This is a genomic window from Streptomyces prunicolor (assembly GCF_045162825.1).
In the GTDB taxonomy this organism is placed as follows: domain Bacteria; phylum Actinomycetota; class Actinomycetes; order Streptomycetales; family Streptomycetaceae; genus Streptomyces; species Streptomyces prunicolor.
In genome coordinates, this window is the sequence record NZ_CP108676.1 from 5553573 (window position 1) to 5572873 (window position 19301).

Consider the following 19301-nt stretch of genomic DNA (forward strand, 5'->3'; position numbering starts at 1 on the left):
CACGTGGGGGTCGTAGCAGAAAGTCGTACGACAAGCCGCCGTACGACAAAGGGACCCGCCGCTGGCATGCGGCAGGTCCCTCGGAGTCAGTGCACAGACGTATGACTGATCGTCAGCCGAGCTTCGCGAAGCCGTAGTTGAGGAGCTTCGTCGCGTCCGTCGAGCGCTGGGCGACCGACGACGACGCGAGGACCGTGCCGATGACCGTCTTGCCGTTGCGGGTGGCGGCGAAGACGAGGCAGTACTTGGCCTCGGGGCCGGAGCCGGTCTTCACGCCGATCGCGCCGCTGTAGCTGCTGAGCAGGGTGTTCGTGTTGGTCCAGGCAGCCATCGTGCGGGTGCTGCCGGTCTTCGTGATCGTCTTCGCCTTGTACGACTTGGTCTTGACGACCGTCTTGAACGTGGCGTTCTTCATGACGTTGCTGGCGAGCTTCGTCAGGTCGCGCGGCGTCGAGTAGTTGTTGCCGTTGCCGATGCCGTCGAACGAGTCGAACTTCGTGTTCGTCAGCTTCAGCGTCTTGGCCTGCGCGTTCATCTTCGCGATGAACGACTTCACGCGCGCGGCCCGCGTCGAGCCGGAGCCGTACTTGTCGGCCAGCGCGTACGCCGCGTCGCAGCCCGACGGCAGCATCAGGCCGTAGAGGAGCTGGCGGACGGTGACCTTGTCGCCGACGATCAGGTGGGCCTGCGAGGCGTTCTTGGCGACCACGTAGTCGCTGTACGCCTTCTGGATGGTGACCTTCGCGTCGAGGTTGAGGTTCGACTGGGAGAGCACGACCTTGGCGGTCATGATCTTCGTGGTCGAGCCGGTGGACAGCTTGGTGTCCATCTTCTTGTTGAACAGCGTCGCGCCGTTGGCGTTGTTCATCACGAACCCGCCCTTGGCCACGATCGTGGGCGCCGTGACGGCCTGCGCGGGTGCCGCGGTCAGGGCGCCGGTCGCGAGCACGGCGCCTGCGGTCACGGTGACCGCGGCGGCTCTGCGGAAACGGCTGCCCTTGATGCCGGTAATGGCAGTAATCAACTGAGGTACCCCGAATACGTTGAATGCCCCTGAGGAGCGGCCCAGTTGGAGGGGGGAAAGAAAGGGCCGCACGTGTGTGACACGTAAGTAGCACAGAAGGTTGTGCGGTTGCTGCGCCGGGTTCCCCGAATGTGTGAAACGCCCCCGAGAACCGGCCGCGGAAACTACGGAAACTCACGCCGTACACGCATCCGCGTAGACGCATCCCCGGCTCCCCTTGGTTCCCCGCAATCCCCCTCGGTTCCGTCCGCATCCTGGACGCCCATCCTCATGCGTACGTGTTGTATCTATGCTGTCCTCATGCCGTCCCCGTCCCCCGCTCCGGCCCTCGCCACCACCGATTCCGCTCCTCCCGCCGTCAAGCAACCCCCCGCCGCCGACCGCGTCTACACCCACGTCAAACAGGGTGTCCTGGACCGGCGTTACGAAGGCGGAACCCTGCTCACCGAGGGCGAGTTGGCCGAGGCCGTCGGAGTGTCACGGACACCCGTGCGGGAGGCGCTGCTGCGGCTGGAGGTCGAGGGGCTGATCAGGCTCTACCCGAAGAAGGGCGCCCTGGTCCTGCCTGTCTCCTCGCAGGAGATCGCGGACGTGGTGGAGACCCGGATGCTGGTCGAGCAGCACGCGGTCCGCAAGGTCGTACCGGCGTCGCCGACCCTCATCGCCCGGCTCGAAGAACTCCTCGACCGGCAGAAGGAACAGGCCGCCGCGGGCGACCTGGCCGGCGCCGCCGTCACCGACCGCTGCTTCCACGCCGAGATCGTCCGCAGCGGCGGCAACGAGATCCTCTCCCGCCTCTACGACCAACTCCGCGACCGGCAGCTGCGGATGGGCGTCGCCATCATGCACTCGCACCCCGACCGCATCGCCAAGACGCTGACCGAGCACGCGGCGATCCTCGACGCCCTGCGCACCGGCGACGCCGAGGCGGCCGCCGGGATCGTCCACCAGCACGTCGACTGGTTCTCCCACCTGGCCCGGGGCGAGGTCCGATGAGTAGCAGCAGTAGCAGTTCGAGTTCCGCTTCTGCGATGTCCCTGCCCGGTGATCCGCCCGGGGGCCGCCGCGCCCTCGCCGTGTGGGGCATCGGCGTCTCCGTGTACTTCGTCGCCGTCATCTTCCGTACGTCCCTCGGTGTCGCCGGCCTCGACGCGGCCGAGCGGTTCCACGTCAACGCCTCGGCCCTGTCGACGTTCTCGATCCTCCAACTGCTCGTCTACGCGGGCATGCAGATACCCGTCGGCCTCCTCGTCGACAGCCTCGGCACCAAGAAGGTGCTGACCATCGGGGTGGTTCTCTTCACCGCCGGGCAACTCGGCTTCGCCTTCTCGCCCTCCTACGGCACCGCCCTCGCCTCCCGCGCGCTGCTCGGCTGCGGTGACGCGATGACCTTCATCAGCGTGCTGCGGCTCGGCACCCGCTGGTTCCCAGCGCGGCGCGGGCCGATGGTCGCCCAGCTCGCGGGCCTCGCGGGAATGGCCGGAAATCTCGTCTCCACCCTGGTGATCGCGCGCCTGCTGCACGGCATCGGCTGGACGGCCGCCTTCGCGGGCAGCGCGCTCGCAGGGGTCGTGGTCCTCGTCCTGCTGCTGCTCTTCCTGAAGGACCACCCGGAGGGCCACGAACCGGCCCCCTTCCCGCACCGCGGCGCGGCCTACGTCCGCCGTCAGATCGCCGCGTCCTGGCGCGAACCGGGCACCCGCCTCGGCCTCTGGGTGCACTTCACCACCCAGTTCCCGGCGATGGTGTTCCTGCTCCTGTGGGGCCTGCCGTTCCTGGTCCAGGCCCAGGGCCTGTCCCGCGCCACCGCCGGCGAACTCCTCACCCTCGTCGTCCTGTCCAACATGCTGGTCGGCCTGATCTACGGCCAGATCGTCGCCCGGCACCACACCGCGCGGCTGCCGCTGGCGCTCGGCACGGTCGGCGTCACGGCGTTCACCTGGGCGGTCGTCCTTGTCTACCCCGGCGAGCACGCGCCGATGTGGCTGCTGATCGTGCTGTGTACCGTGCTCGGCTCCTGCGGGCCCGCCTCGATGCTCGGCTTCGACTTCGCCCGCCCGGCCAATCCGCCGGAGCGTCAGGGCACCGCCTCCGGAATCACCAACATGGGTGGTTTCGTGGCCTCGATGACGACCCTGTTCGCGGTCGGCGTGCTCCTCGACGCGACCGACGACAACTACTCCATCGCCTTCTCGGTGATCTTCGTGCTCCAGGCGATCGGCATCAGCCAGATCCTCCGGCTGCGCAGCCGGGCGGCCCGCCGCGAGCGCGAACGGCTCGTGGCGAGCCGGGTGGAGACGGTGCACGTGCCCGCGTGACCTCGTGCCCGCGTGAACCCGCCCCTTCTCACACCGCTCTCACGCGACTTTCTTACGCCGGTACGAAGGGGGCGATGGGTACGAGCGTGAGATATGCGAGCCCCAACACGCCCCGGTAGCTCATCCATTGGGCCCGGTGCCGGTCGAGGCGCTCGCGTGTCTCGGCGGCCGGCGGATGGTCACCGTGCCCGGCGAGCCACACCTCCGCGTCCGCCTGGTACGCCGACTCGAACTCCTCCCACTCGTCCGCGTTCGCCGTCTCGGTCCACTCGGGCCGGAACCCGGCCGCCACGGCGAGGTCGAGGAGCGTCCCCAGGTCGTAGTGCTCGTCGGCACGCGCCTCGGGCCACATCCCGGACAACTCGGCCGTCGTGGGCGGACGTTGCCAGAACCCCTCGCCCAACAGCACGCGTCCCCCGTCGGCGACGAGCCGCCGCAACTCCCGCAGGGCTTCAGCGGTGTGCCGGGGAGGCTCCTCGGTACTGAGGACATGGCTCGAGCCCACACACAGCACGAGATCGGCGGGCCCACGCACCGTCCCCACGGCCGACTCCTCGACGAACTCGACCCGCTCCGCGAGCCCCCGCGCCTCGGCATCGAGCCGCCCACGCGCCAGATCCCGCGCGTTCACATCGACCCCGACACCCCGCGCCTCCGGTACGGCGGTCAGGACCCGGAGCATCAACTCGCCCCAGCCGCAGCCGAGGTCGAGCACCGTGCGCGGCCCCGCACCGGCCAGTCGCCGTACGATCCCGTCGGCGCGCGCCTCGGAGAGCGGGCTGTGGAAGGCGAGCCGGGTGAGCCGGGGAGGCCCGTCGTCAGGCTCGGTCTTCTCGGTCTTCTCGGTCTGCTGGGGCTTCTGGGTCTTCTCGGTTTCGGACGTCAGGTCAGACATGCGGCGGAGGCTAGCGACAGACGGTCGGCCGGCGACAACGAATTTCCGCGCCGCCCCTGCTACTTGATGACCTGGTGACCGCTTTACTTCGTGACCGTGAAGTTCCGCAGTATCGACGCCGACAGCTCCGGGTCGCCGTCCGCCTTGACCTTGTCCGATACCGAGTCGACGGTGACCCGCCCGCAGGCCAGCCGGACGTACGTCTCCCAGTCGAGGATCAGGGTCGCGGCGGGGCCCAGCGCGGGGGCCGTCTCCAGGGTGCCGCGGCCCTGGATGTCGACGCGGATCGTACGGAGGAACTCGATCGGACCGTGCACGTCGAAGACGACCGCCGAACTGCGCGGGGCGCCCGAGTCGTCGGCGACCACCTTCGGGAGCGCGTCGAGCAGCACGTCACGGGCGATGTGCGCGCCGGGTGAGTCGAGGTTGCCGGGGCGGCCGAGGGCGGCGCGCAGGTCCTGCTCGTGCACCCAGATGTTGAACGCGTGGGTGCGCATGGACTCTTCGAGCGTGACCTCGGTGCTGACGTGGCCGCGCACCTTCCGGTCGGGTTCCCGCGTCTCGTTGCGCAGCTGCCGGTTGCGGCGGATGATCGTGTACTCCAGCTCCGACGTCATCTCCGGCGCGGTGTGGTGGCGGCGTACGTCGACCTGCATCTCCATGTACCGCTGGTGCTCGTTGGTGACGTGGTAGAGGTCGCGCGGGAGGGTGTGGATGGGGCGGGGGTCGCCGAGCATCTCGTTGTCCAGCCCGATGACATGGGAGACCACGTCACGCACCGACCAGCCGGGGCACGGCGTTCGCCGGTTCCACTCTCCCTCCGCGAGCGGGGTCACCAGCTCGGATATCGCTTCGATGGAGTGGGTCCAGGCGTCGGCGTAGGGCTGGAGAGTGGGATGCAGACTCACGGAACGGGACCCCTCGGCGGTCGGTACAGGTCGGGTGGCGGGCGGCGTTGCCAGCGGGAGGTGGCTGTCGGCGGGTGTCTTGAAACGCTAAGTTACGCTGCTGTGAGGCACCCCGGCAGTGCTTTCGTGTGACGATCGTAGGCCCGTGTGAACGGCTCGAATGCCAGGACGGTGGTAGTGTGCGCGCCTCTCTCCTCCAAATCGCCGTAGACGAGGGCGAATCGGTCGATTCTCGCCGGGGGCGGGTGGCGTCCCTCGTCCGCGAGCAGGCCGGTGCCGACCTCGTCGTCCTGCCGGAGCTGTGGACCACGGGTGCGTTCGCCTACGAGCGGTTCGCCGAGGAGGCGGAGCCGTTGGAAGGCCCGACCTACGAGGCGATGGCCAAGGCGGCGAGCGACGCGGGCGTGTGGCTGCACGCGGGCTCGATCCCCGAGCGGACTGTGTCTGACGGCGGCTCCGCCGCGGGGGACGGCCCCCTCTACAACACGTCCCTCGTCTTCTCCCCCTCCGGTGAATTGGCCGCCGCCTACCGCAAGATCCACCGCTTCGGCTTCGACAAGGGCGAGGCCGTGCTGATGGGCGCGGGCGGCGAACTGGTGACGGTCCGTCTCCCCGAGACGACCCTCGGTCTCGCCACCTGCTACGACCTCCGTTTCCCCGAACTCTTCCGCGGCCTCGTCGACGCCGGCGCCGAGACCCTCGTCCTCCCCGCGGGCTGGCCCGAGCGCCGCCGCTCCCACTGGACCCTGCTGGCTCAGGCCCGCGCGGTCGAGAACCAGTCCTTCGTCCTCGCATGTGGAACGGCCGGTACGCACGCCGGAGTTCCCCAGGCCGGTCACTCGATCGTGGTCGATCCCTGGGGCGAGGTCCTCGCGGAGGCGGGCGCGGGCGAGGAGATCCTCACGGTGGAGTTCGACCCCGGGAAGGTCGCCGTGACCCGGGAACAGTTCCCGGCGCTGAAGGACCGGGTGCTGGGGCTGGAGCGTCCGCGGCGCGCGAGTTGAGCGGCAGAACCGGGCGGACCTCGGCCGTACTGAAGCGCGCGTTCTGGGCCGTTGACCGTGCCTTCGACGGAGCGGACCCGCCGCCCCGGCCGCTGGTGTTCGCCGCCCGGAACGCGACGGGCTGCGCGACGGTCGCGGCCCTCCTGGTCGCGGTCCCCGTCGGCCTGGCCCTCTCGGTCTTCACCGATCCGGCCTGGGCCCGTCTCCTGCCGACCGTCCTCGTCGGCACGTGCGCGTGGCTGCTCTTCCGGGCGTTCCTGCGCTTCGAGCGCCGCCGCCAGGCCCACTACACCCGCACCGGCTACGACATCGCACCGCGCGACCCCGGGGTGCCCGCCGGCCCCCGGGCCGTACTCACCAGCCTGCTCATCACGTGGGGGCCCATGACGGTGTTCGTCTGGCTCATGGGCAGGCTGGACGACGCCCCTCCCAGCTGGACGGACAGCGCGGTTTTCGGCGCGCTGGCCGTCATCTGCATGCACTTCGCCGACCACCTGAGGGAACGCCGCCGGGCCCGCGCCCGCGAGGCCGCCGACCCCGAAGGGCGTTAGTCCTCCCGCTCCTTCTCCGCCAGGTGGATCACGCACACCGCCACCGCGATCAGCAGTGCCGTGTCCGCGTCCTCCCGGACGATGTCGACGCCGTACGTCTCCCGGATGTGCAGCCAGCGCCGGGAGATCTGCGCGAGCAGCTCGCCGTCGTAGTCGACGCCGAACTCACGGTCCAGGATCTTGCCGCTGACGTCGAGTTCGGTGCCGTCGACCAGGGACACCTTGTAGTGGTTGCGCAGCAGGGAGAAGCGCTTCCGCCTGATGGTCGCCAGGGGCTCACCGTCCCGTTCGATGACCATCGTGTCGCGCAGGGCGAGCATCTTCTTGTGGATGTCGATGAGCACGCGCCCGTGCGTGTCCTTCAGCTCGAACGTGTCCCTGATGCGCATGGCCTTGCCGTCGACCAGGAACACCTTGTTGCCGTTCTGGTCCTCGATCCAGTAATCCTCACCGAAGCCGAGGATCCGATCGCGTACGAGGAATCTCATGACATTACGGCTTCCCCGGCAGCCGGTCCGAAACGCCGCCGATAGGCCGACGGGCTCAATCCGGTCTCCTTCCGCAGCCGTACTCGGAGGTTCGCGCCGGTCCCGAGACCGCACCTCGCCGCGACCACGTCGAGCCGTTCCTCCCCGCGCTCGATCAACCGGCACGCCAGCGCCACCCGCTCCCCGGTCAGCCAGGCCAGCGGCGTCGTCCCGAGCTGCGAACGGAAGCGCCGGTGCAGGGTCGCGGGGGAGACGGCCGCGCGGGCGGCCAGTTCGGCCACCGTCAACGGCTCCCCCAGCCGCTCCTGTCCCCACGCGAGCAGCGGCGCGAGCGACTCGTCGGGCACATCGGGCAACGGCCGCTCCACGAACTGCCTTTGCCCGCCGTCCCGATGGGCCGCGAAGACCAGCCTCCTGGACACCGCGTTGGCGATCTCGGCGCCATGGTCCCGCCGTACGACATGCAGCCCGAGGTCGAGCGCGGCGGCGCTGCCGGAGGCGGTGAGGATGTCCCCGTCGTCCACGAAGAGAACGTCCGGTTCGAGCCGTACGCGCGGGTGCAGGGCGCGGAAACGGTCGGCCCACATCCAGTGCGTGGTCGCCCGGCGCCCGTCCAGCAGCCCGGCCTCGGCGAGCGCGAAGCTTCCGGTGCACAGGCTCATGACCCGGGCCCCGCGCGCGTGGGTGCGCCGGATGGCGTCGAGAACGGCGGCCCCGCGCGGTACGACGTTGTCGGGCCGACCCGGCACGACCAGGGTGTCCGCCGTATCCACCCCATCCAAACCGTGCGCCCCGGTGAGGGTGAAGAACCCGTGGTTCATCCGCACCTCACGCGCGGGCGTGCACACCAGCACCTCGTACAGCGGCCCGGACAGCCCGAGTTCGGGTCTCGGCAGCCCGAACAGCTCGGTGGCGACGCCGACCTCGAAGGGATTGGTGCCCTCGTCGACGATCACGGCGACACGGTGCGGACGTGTGGAGAGCTGCTGAGAGGATCCTTGCGGCATGTGCGATTCCTAGCACTCGTACGGCCGCCTGACCACCCCCGACGATGACGGGCATGACCACCACGGAACCCATCTCCCTCCCCGCCGCCCTCGCCTCCTTCACCGACCGCTGGAGCCCCCGCATCGTCACCACCGTCAACGACTACGACGTCCGCGTCGCGAAGGTCGAGGGCGAGTACCTCTGGCACACCCACGACCACACCGACGAGTTCTTCCTGGTCCTGGAGGGCGAACTGCACATCGCCCTACGGGAGTCGGCGGGCTCGGGTTCGGGTTCGGGGGAGCGCACGGTCGTCCTCCCCAAGGGCTCCGTCTTCACCGTCCCGCGCGGCACGGAACACAAGCCGTACGCCCCGGTCCCCTCGGAGATCCTGCTCCTCGAACCCACCGGCACGCTCACGGTCGGCGACCAGCACGAGGCCGTACCCGACCATGTGGACGCTACGACGGGACACGCGCTGTCGTGACTGTCAGTGGCCGGTGGCACTCTTGATCCATGACCGACGCATCCTCGCCCCGCACCTCCCGACGCGCCCGCGTCCGCGCCCCCCAGCTGACCGGCAAGGGCGGCTGGCTGAACACGGGCGACAAGCAGTACGCCCTGGCCGACCTGCGGGGACGCATCGTCATCCTGGATTTCTGGACCTTCTGCTGCATCAACTGCCTGCACGTCCTGGACGAGCTGCGGGAGTTGGAGCGGAAGCACCGGGACACGGTCGTGATCATCGGCGTGCACTCGCCGAAGTTCGTGCACGAGGCCGAGCACCAGGCGGTCGTGGACGCGGTCGAGCGGTACGGCGTGGAGCATCCGGTGCTGGACGACCCGGAGTTGGCGACCTGGAAGCAGTACGCCGTGCGCGCGTGGCCGACGCTCGTCGTCATCGACCCGGAGGGGTACGTCGTCGCGCAGCACGCGGGCGAGGGGCACGCGCACGCCATCGAGCGGCTGGTGGAGGAGCTGGAGACCGAGCATGCCGCGAAGGGGACGCTCCGGCGCGGGGACGGTCCGTATGTCGCCCCGGAACCGGAGCCGACGGTCCTGCGCTTCCCGGGCAAGGCGCTGGCCCTGCCCTCCGGCACCTTCCTGGTCAGCGACACCACCCGGCACCAACTGGTCGAGCTGGCGGCGGACGGGGAGAACGTCGTACGGCGGATCGGTTCCGGGGCGCGCGGGCTCGGTGACGGTCCTGCCGACTCCGCGAGCTTCAACGAACCGCAGGGCCTCGCCCTCCTCGACGACGGCTCCGTAGTCGTCGCCGACACCGTGAACCACGCGCTACGGCGGCTCGACCTCGCCACCGGCGCCGTCACCACCCTCGCGGGCACCGGCCGTCAGTGGATGCAGGGCGAACCCACCTCGGGCCCCGCCCGCGAGGTCAGCCTCTCGTCCCCCTGGGACGTGGCCTGGTGGAACGGCAAGCTCTGGATCGCCATGGCCGGCGTGCATCAACTCTGGGCCTACGACCCGAACGACAACACCGTCGCCGTCACCGCCGGCACCACCAACGAAGGGCTCGTCGACGGACCCGGCGCCGAGGCCTGGTTCGCGCAGCCCTCTGGGCTCGCCGCGACCGCCGACCGGCTGTGGGTGGCCGACTCCGAGACGTCCGCCCTGCGCTGGGTGGACCTCGACGGGGCCGTGCACACCGCCGTCGGCACCGGACTCTTCGACTTCGGGCACCGTGACGGAGCGGCCGAACAGGCGCTGCTCCAGCACCCGTTGGGCGTCACCGCGCTCCCGGACGGCTCGGTCGCGATCAGCGACACGTACAACCACGCCCTGCGCCGTTACGACCCCGCGACCGGTCAAGTCACCACGCTGGCAACGGACTTGAGGGAGCCGAGCGACGCCGTGCTGGTCGGTGACGAGATCCTGGTCGTCGAGTCGGCCCGGCACCGGCTGACCCGGCTGCGCCTGCCGGAGGAGGCCGTGCGCGTCGAGTCCGTCGCCCATCGCACCCAGCGCGCGGCCACCGAAGTCGCCCCCGGCGAGCTGAAGTTGGACGTCATCTTCCAGGCCCCGGCCGGGCAGAAGCTCGACACGCGGTACGGCCCCTCGACCCGCCTCCTCGTCTCCTCCACCCCGCCCGAGCTGCTCGTCGGCGGTGAGGGCGCGGGCACGGACCTGAACCGCACCCTGACCCTCAACTCGGCCGTGGCGGAAGGCGTGTTGCACGTGTCGGCGATGGCCGCCTCCTGTGATGACGACCCCGCCAACGAGTACCCCGCCTGCCATGTCCACCAGCAGGACTGGGGTGTTCCGGTCCGCCTCACCGAGGGCGGGGCGGACCGTCTCCCCCTCGTCCTGGCCGGCATGGACGACCAGCACGACCAGCACAACCAGGACGCCTGAAACGGGGGACCACAGGCAACGACCTATCGCCGACGCGCTCGCGGTGCCAGCTTGTAGAGCGCCATCCCCGCCGCGACCAGCGTGGTCGCCGCCACCATCATCGCCATGCTGTTCAGCCACAGGCCGGTCGCGGCCAGCGTGGCACCTCCGGCGCCGGTCGTGCCGGCGCCGACAACTCTTCCGTACATAAACGTTTCTCCTAAAGCGTCGCGGTGTGCGGGGGGTGGGCTAGGTCGCCACCCACTTCTCCTCGCTGCGACGGGCCAGGCCCCACAGGGAGGTGAAGTAGACGGCGTGCTGGAAGAGGTCGTAGAGCATCTCCGGGACCATCAGCGCGGCCACCAGGACCGCGACGGGTCCGGCGCGGCGTACGGAGACGATCTTCTCGACCACGAAGATCAGGCCGATCGCGGTCCAGAACGGGGAGAGGCCGGGGAAGCCGTAGACCCCCGTGTAGGTGGCCATGAAGGTCAGGTAGACGAGGAAGGACAGCGCGCCGAAGCCCATCAGGAACTGCTGGAGGAAGTAGCGGGCGGTGACCTTGGTCCAGCCGTAGTCGCGGAGGTTCTCCAGGGCGCCGCGCTGCCAGCGCAGGCGTTGGTGCCAGAGCTTGGGGAGGCTGGTCATGACCTCGGTGGTGACCGCGCAGCCCGCCGGGGACATGGCGCGGTAGCCGAGGGTCTTGACCGCCTTGGTCATCTCGTCGTCCTCGGTGAGGGAGGCGAGGCTGTAGTAGCCGTCGCCGCCGCCGATGAGACCGTCGTGGCGGGCCTGGCGCACCTCGCGCAGGACGCGGGCGCGGAACATCGTGCCGGTGCCGGTGAGGACCTGGGCCTTGCCGCCGGTGCGGTCCAGCTCCCAGGCGTAGCGCTGGAACTCCATGCGCTGGAGCAGGCCGAGGAGTCCGCCGCCCTGCTCGCCGTAGAAGACTCCGCCGACGGCGCCGACCTTGCGGTTGAAGGTGGCCGTCGCGGTCTCGCTGAACCAGGGGTTGAGGACGGTGTCCGCGTCCTGGACGAGGAGGAGGTCGCGTTCGTCGAGGTGGGGCAGGACCCAGTCGATGGCCTGGTTGAGGGCGCCGGCCTTTTTGTGCAGGTTGCCCTGCGTGGCGAAGACTTCCGCTCCGTGCGATGCGGCCACGGCGGCGGTGTCGTCGGTGCAGTTGTCGGTGACGACGACGATCAGGTCGGGCTTGCGGGTCTGTCGCCACAGGCCCTCGATCGCGGCACCGATGCGGTCCGCTTCGTTGTGGGCCGGGATCAGGACCACCAGCCGTGGTTCGAGCACGGCAGCGGCCTCCCCCGTGAAGATCGTGAGACGGGCCCGGGGCTGCCTCTCCCCGGGCCCTCAACTGCACAGAGTCTTCACGAGGTTCACACAATCGCACAATGTGCACCGCGTCACGGATTGCTCACGGTTGGCTGTGTATGTCCTGTGCGGGCGATTCGGCCCGAGTGTGGACTACGCCCACGTATCCACCGTCGAAAGATCCCAACAGGCTTGGATCTGGCCCCAGTTCGCCCGTGATCAGGCGCCGTAGCCGCGCGTCTCGTCGTCCTCGACGACGGTCGTCTGACCCGGTATCACCACGCGTCGGCGCCGGGCCATGCTGCTGAACGTCACGACCCCGATCAGCCCGACGACCATGAGAATGACGCCGACCAGGTCGAGATTGACCCCCTGCATGTGCCAGTCGGTCGCGAACGTGAGGATCGCGCCGACGGCAATGAGGATGATGCATCCGCCCAGGCCCATGAGTGTCGCCTCCCTGTCCGGTCCGGTCGGCCCGGTCCGCCTCCGGGTACCCGGGAAGGCAACACCCATGCGCCGGGCGGGAGTTGGCTAACCCTCCAGGAACGCGGCCAGCGCGTTGGCCAGCAGGTACGGGTCGCGGTCGCCGCAGAGTTCGCGGGCACTGTGCATCGAGAGGATGGCCACGCCGATGTCGACGGTCTTGATGCCGTGCCGGGCCGCGGTGATCGGGCCGATCGTCGTGCCGCAGGGCATGGAGTTGTTGGAGACGAAGGTCTGGAAGGGGATCCCGGCCTTCTCGCAGGCGGCGGCGAACACCGCGCGGCCCGAACCGTCCGTGGCGTAGCGGTTGTTGACGTTGACCTTGAGGATCGGTCCGCCGTTGACCCGCGGGTGGTGCGTCGGGTCGTGCCGCTCCGCGTAGTTCGGGTGCACCGCGTGGCCCGTGTCGGAGGAGAGGCAGACGGTCCCGGCGAAGGCGCGGGCCCGGTCCTCGTACGAGCCGCCGCGCGCGAACACCGAGCGCTCCAGGACCCCGCCGAGCAGCGGCCCGTCCGCGCCCGTGTCGGACTGCGAGCCGTTCTCCTCGTGGTCGAAACCGGCGAGCACGGGGATGTACGGCAGGTTCTCGCGGGCGGCGGCCAGGGCGAGGGCCGCGAGGCCGGCGTGCACCGACAGCAGGTTGTCCATGCGCGGAGCGGCGACGAACTCCTGGTCACGGCCCAGGTAGGAGGGCGCCTCCACGGAGTGGGTCATCAGGTCCCAGCCGGTGACCTCGCCCGGCGCGAGCCCCGACTCCTCCTCCAGGAAGGCGATCAGGTCGCCGTCGCGGACGTCGTCGCCGAGGCCCCAGATCGGCTGGAGGTGCCGCTGCTTGTCCAGCTTGAGGCCGTCCGCCGACACGGAACGGTCCAGGTGGATGGCGAGTTGGGGCACCCTCAGCAGCGGCCGGTCCACGTTCACCAGCCGCGTCGAACCGTCCCGCAGAGTCAGCCGCCCGGCGAGACCGAGATCGCGGTCCAGCCAGGAGTTGAGCAGCGGCCCGCCGTAGATCTCGACGGCGACCTGGCGAAAGCCGTGGCCGCCGGTGTCGGGGCGCGGCTTGACCCGCAGGTTCGGGGAGTCGGTGTGCGCGCCGACGATACGGAAGGGCGTGTGGGGGTCCGCCCCTTCGGGGACGAACCAGGCCACGATCGCGCCACCGCGCAGCACGTACTTGCCGCCACTCGTCCCGTCCCAGGCGTCCGTCTCGGCGACCTGCCTGAAGCCCGCCTTCTCCAGCCGCTCGGCGGTGTTCGCCACGGCGTGGTACGGCGTGGGACTCGCCGCCAGGAAGGACAACAGGTCGTCGGTGTGGCCGCGGTCGAAGCGGGGGGGTTCGCTCATGGGGTTCACCTTAACGACGTACGAGGGCCCGCTCCCGACGTCGGGAACGGGCCCTCACAAGGGCGATGTGGGGTTTCGCGAAGCTGTACCGGTGTTGTCCCGGAACGTGTTCCGCGGCTGCCCCGCAGGCGTCCGCGGTCGGCCGGAAGGCGTTCCGCGGTCGCCTAGAAGGCTGCCTCGTCCAGCTCCATCAGGTCCAGTTCTACGCCCTCGGCGACCTTGCGGGCCAGGGTCAGTCCGGGCAGAACGTTGGCCGCGAAGAACTTCGCCGCCGCGATCTTGCCGGTGTAGAACGGCACATCTTTAGAAGACACAGCCTTCGCGGAGGCCGTCTCCAGCTTCTCGGCGGCGATCGCCGCGCCCTTGAGAAGCAGGTAGCCGACGACCACGTCACCGGAGGCGAGCAGCAGGCGGGTGGTGTTGAGGCCCACCTTGTAGATGTTCTTGACGTCCTGCTCGGTCGCCGCGAGGTCGGTCAGCATCAGACCGACGATGGCCTCCAGCTCGACGGCCGCCTTGGCGAGGTGCTCGCGCGCACCGGCCAGGTCCTCGCCGCCCGTGCCCAGCGCGAGGAACTTCTTGATGTCCTCGGCGAGGGAGTTGAGGGCCGCGCCCTGGTTGCGGACGATCTTCCGGAAGAAGAAGTCCTGGCCCTGGATCGCGGTGGTGCCCTCGTACAGGGTGTCGATCTTGGCGTCCCGGATGTACTGCTCGATCGGGTACTCCTGGAGGAACCCGGAGCCGCCGAAGGTCTGGAGCGACTGCGCGAGCTGCTCGTAGCCCTTCTCGGAGCCGTAGCCCTTGACGATCGGCAGCAGCAGGTCGTTGAGGGCCTCCAGGGCGGCGGTGTCCTCGCCGGAGGCCTCCTTGACCTGGATCTCGTCCTGGATCGAGGCGGTGTACAGGACCAGGGCGCGCATGCCCTCGGCGTAGGCCTTCTGCGTCATGAGTGAGCGGCGCACGTCGGGGTGGTGCGTGATGGTGACCTTGGGCGCGGTCTTGTCCATGAAGTTCGCCAGGTCGGGGCCCTGGACGCGCTCCTTGGCGTACTCAAGGGCGTTGAGGTACCCGGTCGACAGCGTGGAGATGGCCTTCGTACCGACCATCATGCGAGCGAATTCGATGATCCGGAACATCTGCCGGATGCCGTCGTGCTTGTCACCGATCAGCCAGCCCTTGGCCGGGTGCCGGTCGCCGAAGGTCATCTCGCAGGTGTTGGACGCCTTGAGGCCCATCTTGTGCTCGACGTTCGTGGCGTAGGCGCCGTTGCGCTCGCCCAGCTCGCCGGTCTCGAAGTCGAACTCGTACTTCGGGACGAGGAACAGGGACAGGCCCTTGGTGCCCGGTCCGGCGCCCTCGGGGCGGGCGAGGACGTAGTGGAGGATGTTCTCCGACATGTCGTGCTCACCGGACGTGATGAAGCGCTTCACGCCCTCGATGTGCCAGGAGCCGTCGTCCTGCTGGACTGCCTTGGTGCGGCCGGCGCCGACGTCCGAGCCCGCGTCGGGCTCGGTGAGGACCATGGTGGAGCCCCACTGCTTGTCGACGGCGATCTTCGCGATGTGCTTCTGGACGTCGTTGCCCTCCTCGAAGAGGATGCCCGCGAACGCGGGACCCGAGGAGTACATCCAGACGGCCGGGTTCGCGCCGAGCACCAGCTCCGCGTAGGCCCAGATGAGGGAGCGGGGCGCGGTGGAGCCGCCGATCTCCTCGGGCAGGCCCAGACGCCAGTACTCGGAGTCCATGAACGCCTTGTACGACTTCTTGAAGGAGGCCGGCACGGGCGCGGTGTTGGTCTCGGGGTCGAAGACGGGAGGGTTGCGGTCGGCGTCCGCGAAGGACTCGGCCAGCTCGTTCTCCGAGAGGCGCGTCAGCTCCGCCAGGACGCTCTTCGCGGTGTCCGTGTCCATCTCCGCGAACGGACCCGTTCCGTACAGCTTGTCGCGCCCGAGGACCTCGAAGAGGTTGAACTCGATGTCGCGGAGATTCGACTTGTAGTGCCCCATGGCGACGACTCCGTAGAAAGATCCGTAGAGAGATAGGTACGACGAGACTGGTACGACGAGACGTGTACTAAGCAGTAGCTACGATGATGCTACCCGTCGGTAATAAGACGCAACCCCAAGCCGTCCATCTGTGACTCGTTACTCTTGCGGGCATGTACGGCTACGACCAGAACGTGGGCGCTCAGCAGGGGTACGTCCCGCCCCAGCAGCAGATGGCCGGTGGCGTGGGCGGCTACGGCCAGCAGCCACCGCTCTACCCCGAGCCGTCCCCGCCCTCGCTCGCGGACGCGGTGCGCGCGTTCACCACCGGGCAGATGGCGGCCGAGGACTTCCAGCAGGTCTTCGCGACCTCCAAGGTGTACTGCCCGCGCGGCGACAACCCGGGCTTCCTCGCGCTCCACAACACCCAGCAGCCGGTGATCCCGATGTTCACCTCGCTCAAGGAGCTGCGCCGCTACGCCGGCAAGGAGTCCAAGTACTTCGTGATCACCGGCGCCGAGGTCATCGACCTGCTGCCCACGGGTTACGGCTTCGTCGTCGACATGGAGGGCGAGCACCGGATGGTGTTCGACGCGAAGGCGGTCGAGCAGATGGTGGAGTTCGCGATGCGGAGGATGTACGGCTGATCGCGACCCGGCTGATCGCGACCCCCTGTCGGTCGCTTCGTCCCGGTATGAGCCCGGAGGGAATGCCCTCCGGGCTTCTTCTGTTGTGGGGTAGCAGAAAGTTCAACGCTCAACTAAACTCGACGCACAAGGAGGTCCCGACATGCCTGCAGTGACCGTAGAGAACCCGCTGACCCTGCCCCGCGTGGCCGCGCCGGCCGACGCCGTGGCACGTCCCGTGCTCGCCGTCTCGACCGCGCCGAGCGGTTTCGAGGGTGAGGGCTTCCCGGTGCGCCGCGCGTTCGCCGGGATCAACTACCGCCACCTCGACCCGTTCATCATGATGGACCAGATGGGCGAGGTGGAGTACGCGCCGGGCGAGCCCAAGGGCACGCCCTGGCACCCGCACCGCGGCTTCGAGACCGTCACGTACATCATCGACGGTGTCTTCGACCACCAGGACTCCAACGGCGGTGGCGGCACCATCACCAACGGCGACACCCAGTGGATGACGGCGGGCGCGGGCCTGCTGCACATCGAGGCGCCGCCGGAGTCGCTGGTCGTGTCCGGCGGGCTCTTCCACGGCCTGCAGCTGTGGGTGAACCTCCCGGCCAAGGACAAGATGATGCCCCCGCGCTACCAGGACATCCGCGGCGGCCAGGTCCAGCTGCTGACCACCCCCGACGGCGGCGCGCTCCTGCGGGTCATCGCCGGTGAGCTGGACGGTCACCAGGGTCCCGGCATCACGCACACGCCGATCACGATGATCCACGCGACGGTGGCGCCGGGTGCGGAGGTCACGCTGCCCTGGCGTGAGGACTTCAACGGCGTCGCGTACGTCCTGGCGGGCAAGGGTTCCGTCGGTGCGGAGCGGCGCGCGATCCACATGGGCCAGACCGCGGTCTTCGGCGCGGGTTCGTCCCTGACGGTCCGCGCGGACGACCAGCAGGACGGGAACACCCCGGACCTGGAGGTCGCCATCCTCGGCGGCCAGCCGATCCGCGAGCCGATGGCGCACTACGGCCCGTTCGTCATGAACACCCGCGAGGAGCTGCAGCAGGCGTTCGAGGACTTCCAGAAGGGGCGGCTGGGGACGATTCCGGCCGTGCACGGGATGGGTGAGGGCGGCCTGTAAGGCACAGCCGCGAAGGTTTCCTTCTGCTCGTAGTCACGACAGAACCCCAAGTTTCCTGACCGCCAGGAAACTTGGGGTTCTGTCGTGACTGGCTACATGCGGGTGCTGCGGGCGAAAGCCACAAGACCAGCGAAACCTTCGGGCGAGAGTATGAGCGCCGGACCATGGGGGACCTTGTTGTCCCGCAACCGCAGAGGCCGAGTCGACCACCTGCCCAGAGAGTGGGGTCTCGACGTAGAGAACAGTTGGTTTGCGGCGAGGACTACCCGTATCAAGCATGAGCGAGTAGCGCGACCCGCTCGGACCGTCTCATGAGAGCGTGGTGAGCCGTGGCCACAACCCGAATCACCCTCGAAGACCTGCCACTTGCCGCACTCGCCGCGGTCGAGAGGCAGACCGGGCCGGTACTCAAAACCGAGACCGTGAGCCAGGGGTTCAACAGCGAACTCGCGACGCGTGTGTTCACGGACTCCGGGTCATGCTTCGTCAAGGGGCTCCGCTCCGACCACAAGCGCGTATGGACTCAACGCCGTGAAGCCGAGGTGAGCCCCTTCCTGCGTGGAATCGCCCCTGCCCTGCTGTGGCAGGTCGAGGAAGCCGGTTGGATGCTCCTGGGGTTCGAGAACCTGAAAGGCCACCACGCCGACTACTCGCCCGGTTCGCCGGACTTGCCGAAGGTCGCCGACTTGCTTCGCCGACTTGGGGAAGTCCCCTGCCCCGAAGTCGAGTTGCGGCAGGCGGAGCAACGTCTGGCGGCGTACGCGGCCAAACCGTCGGACCTCGAGTACTTCGCGGGTCGCTCGCTGCTGCATACGGACCTGAACGACCACAACGTCATCGTCGACGACTCCGTGTATCTCGTCGATTGGGCATGGGCGACGCGCGGAGCGGCCTGGCTGGACGCCGGGTACTGGGTCGTGTGGCTCATGGCTGCCGGGCGCCACGACCCGGAGTCGGCCGAGCGCTGGGCGCGTGGGATCCCCGCTTGGTCCGTCGCTCCCGGGGACGGAATCACGGCCTTCGCTCAGGCCACCGCGAACGTGTGGGAAGAGATCGCCGGTGACGACCCGGACGGCTGGACCGCACGCATGCTCGATGCCGCCCGCCGTTGGGCCACGTTCCGGAAGCGCGCCTGACGCCACGACTGCCCTGCCCGTCTGTCGTTCCCTGTGACGGACGGGCAGGGTTCGTCCCTGACCATCACCGGAGCGGAAGTAACCGAAGCCCCGTCCTTGTGTGGACGGGGCTTCGGCCGTGTTGGCTTGGCGTTGGGATCCAGATTTTCGGAGTTCGGTGGTCGGCGGATGTCGAGAACGTGCCACCTGCTCCGTCCCAGGGACATCAGCGGCCACCACCGGCCGCACGCGGAAGCCGCACGGAAGCCACACCGGGAAGCCGTACGGGGAAGAAGGAGAGATCACCATGGCGATTCAGCGGATGGACAACGTGGGCATCGTCGTCGACGACCTGGACGCCGCCGTCGCGTTCTTCGTGGAACTGGGTATGGAACTGGAGGGCAGGGCGCAGGTCGAGGGCCTCGTCGCCGACCGGTGCACCGGACTCGACGGCGTCCGGTGCGACATCGCGATGGTCCGGACCCCGGACGGCCACAGCCGCCTGGAACTGGCGAAGTACCGCAGCCCCGAGGCGACCAGCGTCGGTCCGCGCGACCGGCCGCACAACATCCTGGGCACGCACCGCGTCATGTTCGCTGTCGACGACATCGAGGACACGGTCGCCCGCCTGCGCCCGCACGGCGCCGAACTCCTCGGCGGGATCGCCCGGTTCGAGGACAGCTATCTGCTCTGCTACGTCCGCGGCCCGGAGGGCATCATCGTCGGCCTGGCCGAGCAACTGGGGTGAGGCTCA

20 protein-coding genes are annotated in these 19301 nt (G+C 69.1%); 10 read left to right on the plus strand and 10 right to left on the minus strand.

Translation table 11 applies throughout. The features are described 5' to 3' along the window. Positions 1-112 precede the first annotated feature (112 nt). The gene (locus tag OG588_RS25500) at positions 113-1024 is read right to left on the minus strand and encodes a D-alanyl-D-alanine carboxypeptidase family protein (RefSeq protein WP_405949305.1); all 912 of its coding nucleotides are present in this window, start codon (positions 1022-1024) and stop codon (positions 113-115) included. A gap of 300 nt (positions 1025-1324) precedes the next feature. On the opposite strand from OG588_RS25500, the gene OG588_RS25505 reads away from it, so the two are divergent. Both OG588_RS25505 and OG588_RS25510 read left to right on the plus strand, forming a co-directional pair. Continuing rightward, positions 1325-2020 carry a GntR family transcriptional regulator gene (locus tag OG588_RS25505; RefSeq protein WP_405949306.1) on the plus strand — a complete coding sequence of 232 codons (696 nt, stop codon included), beginning with the start codon at positions 1325-1327 and terminating at the stop codon, positions 2018-2020. A 35-nt stretch (positions 2021-2055) separates the two neighbouring features. Then, complete coding sequence (locus OG588_RS25510) at positions 2056-3342, plus strand: MFS transporter (protein ID WP_019055228.1); 1287 nt, start codon at positions 2056-2058, stop codon at positions 3340-3342. A gap of 52 nt (positions 3343-3394) precedes the next feature. On the opposite strand, the gene OG588_RS25515 is transcribed toward OG588_RS25510, so the two are convergent. Further along, positions 3395-4237: an SAM-dependent methyltransferase gene (locus OG588_RS25515; RefSeq protein ID WP_405949307.1), complete on the minus strand. Its 843-nt coding sequence runs from the start codon at positions 4235-4237 to the stop codon at positions 3395-3397. Positions 4238-4320: 83 nt separating this feature from the next. Continuing rightward, complete coding sequence (locus OG588_RS25520; protein WP_405949308.1) at positions 4321-5145, minus strand: maleylpyruvate isomerase family mycothiol-dependent enzyme; 825 nt, start codon at positions 5143-5145, stop codon at positions 4321-4323. Positions 5146-5324: 179 nt separating this feature from the next. Here OG588_RS25520 and OG588_RS25525 point away from each other — a divergent pair, with 179 nt between their 5' ends. Further along, positions 5325-6149 (plus strand): carbon-nitrogen family hydrolase, encoded by an 825-nt coding sequence (locus OG588_RS25525; RefSeq protein ID WP_405949309.1) that lies wholly within the window; start codon positions 5325-5327, stop codon positions 6147-6149. Next, positions 6146-6700, plus strand: a complete 555-nt coding sequence (locus OG588_RS25530) for a hypothetical protein (protein ID WP_405949310.1) — start codon at positions 6146-6148, stop codon at positions 6698-6700. The genes OG588_RS25525 and OG588_RS25530 overlap by 4 nt, the downstream gene beginning before the upstream one ends. Here OG588_RS25530 and OG588_RS25535 read toward each other — a convergent pair. Together OG588_RS25535 and OG588_RS25540 are read right to left on the minus strand one after the other, a co-directional pair. Next, on the minus strand, positions 6697-7188 hold the full coding sequence (locus tag OG588_RS25535) for an LURP-one-related/scramblase family protein (protein WP_405949311.1): 492 nt from the start codon (positions 7186-7188) through the stop codon (positions 6697-6699). The genes OG588_RS25530 and OG588_RS25535 overlap by 4 nt on opposite strands. Beyond that, positions 7185-8195, minus strand: a complete 1011-nt coding sequence (locus OG588_RS25540) for a GlxA family transcriptional regulator (protein WP_405949312.1) — start codon at positions 8193-8195, stop codon at positions 7185-7187. The genes OG588_RS25535 and OG588_RS25540 overlap by 4 nt, the downstream gene beginning before the upstream one ends. 53 nt (positions 8196-8248) lie before the next feature. On the opposite strand from OG588_RS25540, the gene OG588_RS25545 reads away from it, so the two are divergent. Together OG588_RS25545 and OG588_RS25550 are read left to right on the plus strand one after the other, a co-directional pair. Continuing rightward, positions 8249-8662 (plus strand): cupin domain-containing protein, encoded by a 414-nt coding sequence (locus OG588_RS25545; protein WP_405949313.1) that lies wholly within the window; start codon positions 8249-8251, stop codon positions 8660-8662. 29 nt (positions 8663-8691) lie between these two features. Then, the gene (locus OG588_RS25550; protein ID WP_405949314.1) at positions 8692-10548 is read left to right on the plus strand and encodes a thioredoxin-like domain-containing protein; all 1857 of its coding nucleotides are present in this window, start codon (positions 8692-8694) and stop codon (positions 10546-10548) included. A 23-nt stretch (positions 10549-10571) separates the two neighbouring features. Here OG588_RS25550 and OG588_RS25555 read toward each other — a convergent pair whose 3' ends face one another. From OG588_RS25555 to OG588_RS25575, 5 genes are all read right to left on the minus strand, one after another. Next, positions 10572-10736: a hypothetical protein gene (locus tag OG588_RS25555; RefSeq protein ID WP_019055237.1), complete on the minus strand. Its 165-nt coding sequence runs from the start codon at positions 10734-10736 to the stop codon at positions 10572-10574. Positions 10737-10776: 40 nt separating this feature from the next. Continuing rightward, a complete protein-coding gene (locus tag OG588_RS25560) occupies positions 10777-11835 on the minus strand; it encodes a glycosyltransferase (protein WP_405949315.1) in 1059 nt (352 codons plus the stop codon). Positions 11836-12075: 240 nt separating this feature from the next. Continuing rightward, positions 12076-12303 (minus strand): DUF6458 family protein, encoded by a 228-nt coding sequence (locus OG588_RS25565; protein WP_405949316.1) that lies wholly within the window; start codon positions 12301-12303, stop codon positions 12076-12078. An 87-nt stretch (positions 12304-12390) separates the two neighbouring features. Next, complete coding sequence (locus OG588_RS25570) at positions 12391-13686, minus strand: M18 family aminopeptidase (protein WP_405949317.1); 1296 nt, start codon at positions 13684-13686, stop codon at positions 12391-12393. A gap of 164 nt (positions 13687-13850) precedes the next feature. Further along, positions 13851-15692, minus strand: coding sequence for an acyl-CoA dehydrogenase (locus tag OG588_RS25575; protein ID WP_405949318.1), 1842 nt, complete (start codon positions 15690-15692; stop codon positions 13851-13853). Between the two features lie 152 nt (positions 15693-15844). Here OG588_RS25575 and OG588_RS25580 point away from each other — a divergent pair, with 152 nt between their 5' ends. From OG588_RS25580 to OG588_RS25595, 4 genes are all read left to right on the plus strand, one after another. Further along, positions 15845-16318, plus strand: a complete 474-nt coding sequence (locus OG588_RS25580; protein ID WP_019073480.1) for an SseB family protein — start codon at positions 15845-15847, stop codon at positions 16316-16318. 142 nt (positions 16319-16460) lie between these two features. Then, on the plus strand, positions 16461-17432 hold the full coding sequence (locus OG588_RS25585) for a pirin family protein (RefSeq protein ID WP_405949319.1): 972 nt from the start codon (positions 16461-16463) through the stop codon (positions 17430-17432). Between the two features lie 329 nt (positions 17433-17761). Then, a complete protein-coding gene (locus OG588_RS25590; RefSeq protein WP_405949320.1) occupies positions 17762-18568 on the plus strand; it encodes an aminoglycoside phosphotransferase in 807 nt (268 codons plus the stop codon). 286 nt (positions 18569-18854) lie between these two features. Continuing rightward, positions 18855-19295 (plus strand): VOC family protein, encoded by a 441-nt coding sequence (locus OG588_RS25595; protein WP_398845769.1) that lies wholly within the window; start codon positions 18855-18857, stop codon positions 19293-19295. Positions 19296-19301: the final 6 nt, after the last annotated feature.